The 10,104-nt window shown below is 68.9% G+C and carries 20 protein-coding genes; all 20 read left to right on the top strand.

Annotated elements, in window-relative coordinates; genetic code table 11:
- A partial coding sequence (locus VGO20_RS07645) for a DUF736 domain-containing protein (protein WP_327501721.1) occupies positions 1 to 385 on the top strand: 385 nt, incomplete at its 5' end.
- A gap of 95 nt (positions 386 to 480) precedes the next feature.
- Positions 481 to 687, top strand: coding sequence for a hypothetical protein (locus VGO20_RS07640; protein ID WP_327501720.1), 207 nt, complete (start codon positions 481 to 483; stop codon positions 685 to 687).
- A complete protein-coding gene (locus VGO20_RS07635; RefSeq protein WP_327501719.1) occupies positions 684 to 845 on the top strand; it encodes a hypothetical protein in 162 nt (53 codons plus the stop codon). The genes VGO20_RS07640 and VGO20_RS07635 overlap by 4 nt, the downstream gene beginning before the upstream one ends.
- A 413-nt stretch (positions 846 to 1,258) precedes the next feature.
- Positions 1,259 to 1,459: a hypothetical protein gene (locus VGO20_RS07630; RefSeq protein WP_327501718.1), complete on the top strand. Its 201-nt coding sequence runs from the start codon at positions 1,259 to 1,261 to the stop codon at positions 1,457 to 1,459.
- Positions 1,460 to 1,623: 164 nt separating this feature from the next.
- The gene (locus VGO20_RS07625) at positions 1,624 to 2,670 is read left to right on the top strand and encodes a protein rep (protein WP_327501717.1); all 1,047 of its coding nucleotides are present in this window, start codon (positions 1,624 to 1,626) and stop codon (positions 2,668 to 2,670) included.
- Positions 2,671 to 3,019: 349 nt separating this feature from the next.
- Entirely contained in the window at positions 3,020 to 3,664 is a 645-nt protein-coding gene (locus VGO20_RS07620; protein WP_327501716.1) for a hypothetical protein, read from the top strand.
- Positions 3,661 to 4,302: a helicase HerA domain-containing protein gene (locus VGO20_RS07615; RefSeq protein ID WP_327501715.1), complete on the top strand. Its 642-nt coding sequence runs from the start codon at positions 3,661 to 3,663 to the stop codon at positions 4,300 to 4,302. Before VGO20_RS07620 ends, VGO20_RS07615 begins: the two co-directional genes overlap by 4 nt.
- A gap of 227 nt (positions 4,303 to 4,529) precedes the next feature.
- Positions 4,530 to 4,658, top strand: a complete 129-nt coding sequence (locus VGO20_RS07610) for a hypothetical protein (RefSeq protein ID WP_327501714.1) — start codon at positions 4,530 to 4,532, stop codon at positions 4,656 to 4,658.
- A gap of 30 nt (positions 4,659 to 4,688) precedes the next feature.
- Positions 4,689 to 5,507: a major capsid protein P2 gene (locus VGO20_RS07605; RefSeq protein WP_327501713.1), complete on the top strand. Its 819-nt coding sequence runs from the start codon at positions 4,689 to 4,691 to the stop codon at positions 5,505 to 5,507.
- An 18-nt stretch (positions 5,508 to 5,525) separates the two neighbouring features.
- On the top strand, positions 5,526 to 5,756 hold the full coding sequence (locus VGO20_RS07600) for a hypothetical protein (RefSeq protein WP_327501712.1): 231 nt from the start codon (positions 5,526 to 5,528) through the stop codon (positions 5,754 to 5,756).
- Between the two features lie 112 nt (positions 5,757 to 5,868).
- Positions 5,869 to 6,141, top strand: coding sequence for a hypothetical protein (locus tag VGO20_RS07595; protein ID WP_327501711.1), 273 nt, complete (start codon positions 5,869 to 5,871; stop codon positions 6,139 to 6,141).
- Entirely contained in the window at positions 6,138 to 6,524 is a 387-nt protein-coding gene (locus tag VGO20_RS07590) for a hypothetical protein (protein ID WP_327501710.1), read from the top strand. The genes VGO20_RS07595 and VGO20_RS07590 overlap by 4 nt, the downstream gene beginning before the upstream one ends.
- The gene (locus VGO20_RS07585; RefSeq protein WP_327501709.1) at positions 6,524 to 7,018 is read left to right on the top strand and encodes a hypothetical protein; all 495 of its coding nucleotides are present in this window, start codon (positions 6,524 to 6,526) and stop codon (positions 7,016 to 7,018) included. The genes VGO20_RS07590 and VGO20_RS07585 overlap by 1 nt, the downstream gene beginning before the upstream one ends.
- Positions 7,015 to 7,587 carry a hypothetical protein gene (locus VGO20_RS07580; RefSeq protein ID WP_327501708.1) on the top strand — a complete coding sequence of 191 codons (573 nt, stop codon included), beginning with the start codon at positions 7,015 to 7,017 and terminating at the stop codon, positions 7,585 to 7,587. The genes VGO20_RS07585 and VGO20_RS07580 overlap by 4 nt, the downstream gene beginning before the upstream one ends.
- Positions 7,588 to 7,591: 4 nt before the next feature.
- Entirely contained in the window at positions 7,592 to 8,056 is a 465-nt protein-coding gene (locus VGO20_RS07575) for a hypothetical protein (protein WP_327501707.1), read from the top strand.
- The gene (locus VGO20_RS07570; protein WP_327501706.1) at positions 8,049 to 8,567 is read left to right on the top strand and encodes a cell wall hydrolase; all 519 of its coding nucleotides are present in this window, start codon (positions 8,049 to 8,051) and stop codon (positions 8,565 to 8,567) included. The genes VGO20_RS07575 and VGO20_RS07570 overlap by 8 nt, the downstream gene beginning before the upstream one ends.
- The gene (locus VGO20_RS07565; protein ID WP_327501705.1) at positions 8,567 to 8,734 is read left to right on the top strand and encodes a hypothetical protein; all 168 of its coding nucleotides are present in this window, start codon (positions 8,567 to 8,569) and stop codon (positions 8,732 to 8,734) included. Before VGO20_RS07570 ends, VGO20_RS07565 begins: the two co-directional genes overlap by 1 nt.
- A 115-nt stretch (positions 8,735 to 8,849) precedes the next feature.
- Positions 8,850 to 8,996: a hypothetical protein gene (locus VGO20_RS07560; RefSeq protein WP_327501704.1), complete on the top strand. Its 147-nt coding sequence runs from the start codon at positions 8,850 to 8,852 to the stop codon at positions 8,994 to 8,996.
- Entirely contained in the window at positions 8,993 to 9,166 is a 174-nt protein-coding gene (locus tag VGO20_RS07555) for a hypothetical protein (RefSeq protein ID WP_327501703.1), read from the top strand. The genes VGO20_RS07560 and VGO20_RS07555 overlap by 4 nt, the downstream gene beginning before the upstream one ends.
- A gap of 239 nt (positions 9,167 to 9,405) precedes the next feature.
- Positions 9,406 to 9,945 (top strand): hypothetical protein, encoded by a 540-nt coding sequence (locus tag VGO20_RS07550; protein ID WP_327501702.1) that lies wholly within the window; start codon positions 9,406 to 9,408, stop codon positions 9,943 to 9,945.
- Positions 9,946 to 10,104: the final 159 nt, after the last annotated feature.

Below are 10,104 nucleotides of genomic sequence, written 5' to 3'. Positions count from 1 at the left end.
CCTGCGCACCATCAAGCTCCACCTCGAATTCCAGCTCTTCCCGACCGCTGAACGGACCAGCGACGAAGCGCCGGCGTTCGACGTCGTGACCATGGACGGCGTCCACCTGGGCGCGGCCTGGGAGCGCGAGAGCCGCGGCGGCGTCGCCTACCTGTCCATGACGCTGGACGATCCGTCGTTCGAGGCGCCGCTCAACATCGCCGCTTTCGAGCGCGAGGGCGGGAACTGGGATCTGGTGTGGAACCGCCCCGCCGCGAAACCCGATGCCGGCCGCATGGCCGCGGCCAACCGCGCGCACGACCGCCGTACCGGCTCGACCGGCTCGACCGGCTACGACGGCCCCCCGGCCGGGCACCCGGCCGACAGCGACGACGTCCCGTACTGATGTCGCGGCCCGGTATGACGGCGCACGTGCCCGGCGGTGGACCCGCCGGGCTTACGTGCAGGAGCTGCGACCACTTCGGGCCGGCGCTCACACTCTTGGCCAAGGGCCGGTGCGCCAAGGTGGCCGAGGTCAAGGGCATCCCGCCGGGGGAGGGGTTCAACCCCGGCTTGATCCTCGACGGCACCGCGGCGTGCAAGTACTTCCGGGAGCCCCCGCCGAAGCCGGCTCTGCCTCCCCCTGAAGTCTACTGGCCGCCCAACGTCCTGGCGCTGACCAGGCCGGGCGCGGAGCGGCGCCGATGACGGCGGCCGAGCTGGTAATCCTCGCCATCCTCGCCGGGATCTGCGTGGCGGGGATGACGGTGGGGTTCGTCCTGCTCGACATCGCGGCTTTCGGCGCCGGCATCTTCGTCGGCTACGGCGCCGTGCTGCTCCTCGAACATTGGGAGCGGCGCCGATGAAGCGCCCCGTTTGCAACTGGACGTGCGCCCACTATCACGTAACCCCCATGGGGCAGCCCTGTCGGTGCCGGAAGGCCAGCCGCTACTTCGGCCCCAAGGATACGGCCCCCACTGTTGCGTGGTGCCCGCTTCTCTCTCCGCAAGGCGAACTGCTCGACCGGGAGGAGCGGCATTGACGCTCGCCCCTGGGAGCGACCATCGGGAGCGTCTGCCGGGCTCGGCCGGCGCAGTCGTCAACGGGCTTCGCAGGGACCCGCGCGCACAAGGCGAAGCCGCGGAGCGTGGGTGGAAGCCCGTTGACGCATCTCCCCCCAAAACCCTCCCGCGCCCCTCCGGGATGCACCGCATCCCGGAGGGACGCCCCCCCGGCGAGGGGATCTCCCAAGGCCCCGTTAGCGCTAACGCGGGGGCGCATGGCTAAGAAGTCCTCCGCTACTCGCGTTGCCCGGCATGCCGCCCGAAAGGCGGAGGCCGGGCTTTCTCGTGTCTGCGTCTGGGTGCCCGCCCAGCATGCGCCGGATCTGCGCCAGCTCGCGGAGCGGCTTGCGGCCGATCGGGAGCTTGCGGTTGGCCCGCTGCGCAACACCCGAACCGGCAAGCTCGTGAGGCTGTGATGGGCGCCCCTTGTCATATGGCGAATAGAGTTTCACCTGGGGCGCGTCCAGACCGGGCCGCCATCCGGGAAGCCCGCTTCCGCCTCCGGGACGCTGCCCGCCGCGCGGTGCCGAAAGAGCGGGTCGCGCGGTGCGGCTGGTGCCCGACAGGCGCCTACGTCGACGTGCGCATCAGCGACCGCGGGGCGGCCTTCGGCGGCGTGATGACGTGCGGGTCCGTGTGGATGTGCCCGGTGTGCGCGGCCAAGGTCACCGAAGGCCGGCGTCAGGAGGTCGCGCAGGCGATCGAGGCGCACCTTGCGGCCGGCGGCCGGGTCTACATGGCCGCGTTCACGGCGCCCCACGATCGGCGGATGACGGCACAGGAGTTGCGCGGCCTAATCGCGGGCTCCTGGCGGCGCATGCAGGGCGGGAAGCGGTGGAAGGCCGCGAAGGTCAAGGCTGATCTGGTGGGCACCGTCCGCGCGCTGGAGGTCACCCACGGGGACCATGGCTGGCATCCACATCTCCACGTGCTGTTCTTCTTCGGTGCGGACGCCGATCCGGACGAGGTCGACGCCTTCGGCGTCTTCCTGTTCGAGCAATGGGCCCGGATCATCCGGAAACTCGGCTATGGGGAGTGCAACCCGGCCGTCTGGCGCTTCGAGGAGGCTCGATCCTCCGACGATGCAGGCGACTACGTCGCGAAATGGGGCGCGGACCGCGAGGTCACGAAGGGCCATGCCAAGCTCGGTCGGAAGGGGGGCCGGTCCCCCTGGCAGATCCTGACGGACATCGCGGCCGGCGACCGCCGGTCCATCATGCTGTTCCGAGAGTATGCGGCTGCCTTCAAGGGCGCGCGCCAACTCACATGGTCCGGCGGTCTGAAACAACGCTATGGGATCGTCGACGTCTCGGACGAGGTGATTGCCGAGACGGCTGCGGAGCACGAGGAGGCCGCACCCCTTGCCGGCCGGCTCCAGCGGCACGTTGCCGACGCTCTGTTCCGCCGCCGGCTGCACACGCGCTTCCTTGAGGCGCTGGAACGGCGAAACCTCTGGCTCGATGCGCTGGCGTTCCTCAGACGCTACGGGATCGATCCGGACGGGCCGCCGCCGGAGCACCCACGGGACGCGGCCACTCGCCGCGAATGGGCAACCTACGGACATGGAGGACAGGATGGATCACCCGGACACCCGGGCATGGATCGAGCCGTTTCAACAGCAGCTTGACCGCGTGCGCGCGGCTGGGGTGCTGAACGTGAAGCCGGAAATCGACCGTCTCGGCCGCGAGCTGTCGAAACTGCTCTTCGACGTCGACCAGCGCCTGCGCGCGATCGAGGCGAGGGGCTGATGGCGCGGCCGGAGCCGAAGTACCCCAAGGGCCACGCGATCGCGCGTGAACCCTGCCCGCGGTGCGGGCAAGACGTCGTGGTGCAGCTCACCGGCCGGAGCAAGGGGTACCTGATCTGCCGGAACGGCAAAGGGCAGGGGGGATGTGGCTTCCGCGGCTATCTCGGGCGCGCGGAATCTGACCGGCTGCTCGCGGAGTACGAGGCTCACAACAACACGAGGCAGAACGATGGCGAGAGAGTACCTGACGACGGAGGCGCCGACCCGGCAACCCGACCCGAGCCGGCCGGCGCTGGAAATCCCGAACGAGCCCGGGTCCTCCCCTGGCTCGATTTCTGACGGGCCGCTGGCGCGCGGCGTCCGTGCGTTCGAGCCGGAAGCGGTGCTCGATGCCGGTTCGGCCGAGCCCGAGGCGCCGCCCGCGGTGCCGGTGCCGGAGCTGACGGCCGAGGGGCTGCTGCCCTTCGACATGTGGTCCCCGATGTTCAAGACGGCCCATCAGCTCCCCGGGCTGTTCCTCGGGCTCCAATCGCTCCAGTCCGCGCCCGACCGGCCGGAGGCCGAGCCGGCGGCCCGCGCGATCTACGAGATCATCGCGGAGACGCCCAGCCTCCATTTCCTCGCGCGCCCGGGCGGGAAATGGGCCGAACGGGCCGCGGCGATCGCGCTCTATGCCCTGCCGGTCACGGCCGCTGTGCGTGGTGAGATCGCGACGAAGCGCAAGGCTGTGGCCGCTGCCAAGGCCACGCGCAAGCCGGCGCCGGAGACGATCGCGGAGCCCGCCCCGGCCCCGGAGCCGCCGGCCGAGATGGGAGAGTTCTTCCGGGCTCCGGCCGCGCCCCGCGGCCCGGAGCTGCAATTGGTGGTCGGATGAGGCGCGATCCGCACCACATCGGCATATGGGGCCGGACGCTTTCCGGCAAGAGCACCCGGGCAAAGCTGCTGCTGCGCGATCGGGTGCGCGTCGTCGTGTTCGATCCGCTGGACGAGTACAGCGACGTCGCGCCGATCGGCGCCGCGAGCATGGGCGACGTCCTGGCGGCGATCGACCGGAACTGGCGCGGCCGTTTCGGCATCCGGTTCGTGCCGTCGCGATCGGTCGACCCGGTCGACGCTCTGGACGGCCTGGCGCGGCTCCTCGGCGATGTCCAGGAGCCATACCAGCAGGGGCGGGACGATCGGCACGTCACGCTGATGGTCGACGAGCTGGCGGCGTCCGCGCCGAACACCCGCCGGCCGCGCTCCTCCTTCAATGCGCTATGCAGCCGAGGCCGGCACTACGGCATAGAGCTGATCGGCGCCTCACAGCGCATGGCCGAGGTGACGCCGACCTTCCGCGGCAATACGACGGAGGACTACTTCTTCCCCCTGCGCTCGGCGGCCGACTACGACGAGGCCGCGAAGCTGATCGGCCGGCAATGGCTGCCGGATCTAAAGGCTCTGGAGCCGCACAACGCGCTCCACTATGCCGGCGGTGTGGTTGAGAAGACACGGAACCCGGCGCGCCGGTAGAAATCGGCTCTATACAAATCCCCCTATACAAATTTTGTAAAGGACGGGCGCCGTTGACAGGTGCCCGTCTGCATTATCAGCTCCTGTCCTGTCACAACCGCAATGGGTGCGGGAACGGACCATGGGCAACACTGCAAAGGCCATAGTCATGGGGGTCGCGATCACCGTCGCTTCGATGGTGATCTACCACCACCTCGTGGCGCCGATGCTCAACAAGGAGTGATCGAGTGAAGGGTGACCTGAAAACCGTGGCGCTCTGCGCGGCGGGCGTGATCGTCGCGGGGCTGATCCTGAACTGGGGTCGGGACATCAGTTTCCTGAACCAGTCCCATCAGGGCTTCGACTACACCGGCTGACGGCCTGCCCCGTCGAGACAGAGGAACGACATGCTCCATCTCCCTCTCAAGCTGCCGTCGTTTTCCGCCGTCGCGGCGGGGCAGACGGCCAACGTCACGGTGCCGCGCGGCCCGACCTACAGGCAGTTCATGCTGGACTACCGCAAGGCCGGGGTCGCGGCGACTGAAGCGCAGATGGCGACCGACCTGACGCGCATCAGGATCAAGGTCAACGGCGTGGCGCGCATCGACATTTCGGCCGCCCACCTCATCACGATCCTGAAGTACATGGGCTTCACGATCGACGCCGGGGTTCTCCCGATCTTCCTCGCGTGGCCGACCGCCAGGACGCCGAACTACGAGGAAGCGTTGGCCTGGGGCACGCGCGACGTCGATACCCTCACCGTCGAGGTCGACATCGCGGCCGGCGCCGGTGCGGTGACGCTGGAAGCGTCGGCCTGGATCAACCAGACCAGCCTGCCGCTCGGTCCCATCATGCAGATGATGACGATCAACAGCGCGGCGTCGGCCGGCGGCGTGTTCGAGCTGTCGACCCTCCCCAGGTCCAACGGTGACCTCGCGAGCATCCATTTCTTCAGCGCGAACATCACCGGCCTGGAGCTGCTGATCGACGGCAACCGGATCGTCGATGCGCCGCTCGCAACCCTCAACGCGAGCATGAAGTGGACCGGCCGAGTGCCGCAGGCCAACGTCGTGCACTACGAACCCACGTGGCTCGACCGCTACGACGATCGCGTGCCGCTGGCGGGCGCGTCCGACGTCCGGTTCAAGCTCAACATGTCGGCCGCGGGCACGGTCCCGATGGTGATGTGCACGCTCGCCGCGCCGCTCGGCATCCCGGCGCGCTGATCCAGGGAGGGCGGGGCCATGGATCTGGGGCGCATCCTCGATAGCGTCGATCGCGGGCTTGATAGCTTCTTCGGCTACAAGGCCGCACAGGCGCAGACCGCGCCGCCCTACTACGATCCGTACTGGCCCCCGCAGGGACAGGCCGGGTCGGTGCAGGGCTGGCCGACGTCGTCGGCCCGGCCGGAATGGCTGATGCCGGTGCTGCTCGCGGCGGCCGGTGTCGGCCTGGTCTTCGCGCTCCGGCGGTGACGCCGTGAGCTACTACGGCAACGACCAGAGATACCGGCCCGCGCAGCTCCGGGACGCGGTGGCGTACAACGCCACCGGGAGCTTGCCCGGGCCGGGAGGGGGTGGGGGAGTGATGGACGCGCTCTTGGGCGGGGGCTTCATGGGCGGTACGGGTATGCCGCCCATAAACCTGAACGGGGGGCACGCCGGCCCGAGTGGGGCCGGATCGGACGGCGCGCAATCGTCGTGGATGGCCTCCCCCTTCGCGGTCGGCTCCGGCGCGTCCAGCTCCGCCAGTCCGTCAGTCGGGCCGGTCGGTGGCGGGGCGGCCGGTGGCGGTGACCTGCTGCTCTATGCGGCCCTCGGGCTCGGCCTGCTGGCCCTTGTGATGGCGGCGCGGAAATGACGGAACTCACCTTCGTGCGGATCGGCTGGGACGCCCGGGCGGAACAGGACCTCGCCCGTGTGTGGATGCGTGGCGAGCTGCTGGACGCCATGCGGGCCGAGGTCGATGCGCGCAACATGATCCTGCTTGCCCCGACCGCTGATGGCGGACGGGAAGGAACCCTCGCGGTGCGCGTCGAAGCCTGTGCGGGCGAGCGGGACTTGGTCGTGGCGGCCGTCGCCGGCCGCGCCGGCATGCTGCGGCGATACCTGCCGCTGCTGGACGATTTGGCGCGATCGGTCGACGCGCAGCATATCCGGGCGCACTGCCGCGACACCCGCGTGCGCCTGATGCAGTCGATCGGCTTCGCGCCGTGGGAAACCGTCCTGAGGAGACCCGTGTAATGGGTGGCGGCCGGAGCAGCAGCAGCGCGACCACGCACAATGAGACGAACCAGTACGACAATCGTATCGGTGCCGCCGAAGGATCGGTGGTGATCGCTCACAGCCATGGCGCGACGTACAGCCCGACGACGCAGACTTGGTACACGGCCACCGATCACGGCGCCGTCTCTGCCAGCCTGGACGCGATGGGCGAGGCGGTGCGCGAGAGCGTGAAGGCTCAGGAGAGCACGGCCAAAAGCGCGCTCGACCTGGGGGCGAAGGCGATCGAAGGGAATGCCACTGTGCTGGATCGAGCCTTCGAATTCGGTGAGACGGCGTTTGGCTTCGGTTCCGAAGCACTCGACATGATCCGGCAGAACCAGGAAAGCGCGTTCGACTTCGTCAGCGGCGCGATCAAGTCTACGGAGGAGCGGACGTATCAAGACACCGTGAAGTGGGCGGCCCTTCTCGGCATCAGTTACTTCGCGGTTAAGGCAATGGGGGTGCTGAAGTGAGCCGCTACGCGACCTATACGCAGGTGATCTCGGCCGATGTCGAAATCGAGTTGGCGACAAGCGGGAATTATGTCCGTTGCCTCGACGCGACGGGAATATTCCTGATCGGCCTGGATGACGATCCCCTGGCCGAATTCACCAAGGGGCTTGGGTTCGAGCTGCCCGACGCGCGATCCTTCTCGCGTCTCCGCATCTACAATCCGGGATCGACGGCGATCACCGTGCAGCTCGCCACGGCTTATGGCCGCGTGCTGGACAGCAGAGCAAGTTTCGCGGACGCGATCCCCGTGGGTGCTGCGCCGCATCTGGTGACCGGGCCTGACATCAGTGTGCCGGCGGAGGGGGTGGCTTTGCTGGCGGCCGGGGACACCAAGCGGCGCGAGATCATCGTGCAAAATCGGTCGCAGAATGCCCGGGAAATCCGCATCGGGGACGCGGCGGCGTCGGCGGTCGAAGGGGTCGAGCTTCAACCCGGCGAGACGTGGCGCATGGCCGTAACCGGCGATGTATTCGCCTACAATCTCCACACCGCTGACGCGGTTGTCGCAGTGGCCGTGATCACAGGGTGAAGCAATGTCGCAGGTTTCAAATCTTCTGGACAAGCGGGCGTTCGAAGGCCGCGCCTTCATGGCGGGGTATCGTGTCGCCGCGAATACCGGCCAATATTCGGCTATCCAACTTCAGAACCCCGGTGGTTCCGGTCGGGTGCTCGTCGTGCGCTCGTTGTGGGTGTCGTCGCCCGGCAATACGACGGTGCTGTTCGGCAACTATGATATTGCCCTTCCGAACTTGGTGCGGCGCGGGCAGAACGTTGCGCTCTCCGGGCCGGAAGGCGTGGGGGTGATCCGGTGGGAAAGGGCAGCGGCGCCGACACCAATCGCCAACATCATCGCCAGCCCCGAGATGGCAGCGAGCGAGATCAACTTGGTTCTGTCCGCCCCGCTGCTGCTCTATCCCGGAATTGCGGTGGTTGTGACTGCGCAGACGCCAGACGTGACGATCGACTGTCTGTGCGCATGGGAGGAACTCAATGCGTGACGCGTTCTGGCCGGTCGTGCTGATCGGCGGCCTCGCGGCGCTCTATTGGTACAGATGGGAGGTTGGTCACATGGCGCTGGACGCGACGGTTGGCACCGCGACGGACGAGGTCGATACGCTCGCCCGAACGATGTGGGGCGAGGCGCGGGGCGAGGGCAGGGTGGGGATGGAGGCAGTTGCCAACGTGGTCGTGAACCGCGTGGCCTTCTCGAAGGCCCGAGGCGGCTACTGGTGGGGAAATTCCGTCACCGAGGTCTGCCTCAAGCCCTGGCAGTTCTCGGCCTGGAACCCCGGCGACCCGAACGCCGTCAAGCTGCGCCGGGTCAACTCGACCGATCAGGCGTTCTCGCTGGCTCTGGAGATCGCGCGGCTCGCCGTCGCCGGCAAGCTGCCGGACCGGACCGGCGGGGCCACGCACTATCACACCCGGGCCGTGTCGCCCGGGTGGAAGGCCGGCGCGATCAAGACGGCGTCGATCGGCGCGCACGAGTTCTACCGCGGGGTCGCGTGATGCACCCGGTTCTGTGGGTCGTTGCCGGCCTGGTCGGGGTGAAGGTGCTCTCCAGCTCGGCGCGCGAGGCCGGCGAGGGCGCCGACCAGGCCGGCAACGGCGCGCTGAAGCTCGCCGCCGCCGCGGCGCTCGGGCTTTACGCGCTCCACAAGGCGCGGGTGCTCTGATGTGGGTGTTCGGCCTACCCGATGACTTCGGCCGCCCGACGCGCGAGCAATGGGCTGTCCTGGCCGTGCTCGCGATCGGCGGCTTCCTGCTGCTCAAACAGTACAAGGTGCTGTGATGTTCGAAGGGGTGCCCGATCTGGCGCAGCTCGGCCCCTGGGCGATCGCCGCCGGGCTGCTGCTGCTGCGGCAGGAGCTGCGCCATATCGCGCGGACCGTGAGCGATCACGAGACGCGTCTCAGACAGATGGAGGGGCAACGATGAAGTACCTGAGTGGGCGCCTGGCCGAGCGGTCGACGGCCGCCGGCATCGGCACGGCCGTCACCGCGGCCGTGCAGTGGGCGGCCGGCGGCGCCGATGCCAGCACGGCGCTGCCGATGATCGTCGCCGGCCTGCTGGCGATGTTCGCGCCGACGACGCGCACCGCCGGCTGATGGCGACGCGCCGGCATCAGCGGCCGGGCATCCGGGCAATTCGACATGCCGCCTCGAGCACGGATGTCGAAACCCTGGAGCCGGCTCCCGAGGCTCCGGTGCGCGATGCCCGGGGCCGGTTCGTACGGAAGGAGGTGATCGATGGCGAAGGGCCGGGACAGTAAAGGGCGGCTGAAGAAGGGCTACCGCCTGACCAAGAGCGGCGTGCGGAAGGCCGGGCGGAAGCGGAGGCGGCGGTAGTGTCGACCCTCTGGGCCGGCGCCACTCCCAGCGGCCGCGCGGAGCTGTTCCGCGCGGCCGTTGCCCAAATGAGCCGGTACGGCCGCGTTCAAGGCGCCGATCGGGTCAGCTTCAGCAATCCGAACACGCCCCTGTTCGTCGACCAGAACGGCGCGGCCTACAATCTCGCCGGCGTGCAGGTCAACAGCACGGCGCGCGTCACCGTCGGCGGCTGGGTCTTCACGGCCGTCCAGGCGCCCGGCCAGGACGCGCCCGTGCCCGGCATCACGCGGCCGGTGCCGTCCACGAACCCAGCGGCCGGGCTGCCGCACGTGCCAATCCCTGGCCGCAAGCCGCTACCGCCTACCGTGGTCGCTGGCGACGTCCACACGATCAACCGATCGGCCTTCGACCCGGCGCCGATCCCGGGCCGCAAGCCGGCCATACCTGCCATGGGCGGCGAGGGCGGGGGCGGCGTGGTGCTTGCCTCGGCCGAGGGGGGGAATGGGTGGTGGTGGCTGCTGCCCGTGATCGCGATCGGCGCCGCGGCCGTCATGTAACCGCGTCGGCCGTATCGGTCCTGCAGGAGCCCGCCGGGGTAGCACTCGGCGGGCTCTTTTGCGTCCCAGAGGCGTGATACCGGCGCCGCGCATCCCGCGACATTTTGACGCATCTTTTGTAGTGCGCCCGGATGGTTTCACGCGGAACGTCTTCGGTGA

It is taken from the genome of Arenibaculum sp., from assembly GCF_035998295.1.
Taxonomy (GTDB): domain Bacteria; phylum Pseudomonadota; class Alphaproteobacteria; order Azospirillales; family Azospirillaceae; genus DASYHS01.
Note: the sequence above shows the minus strand (reverse complement) of the source record. Positions and strands in the feature narration are given on the sequence as shown.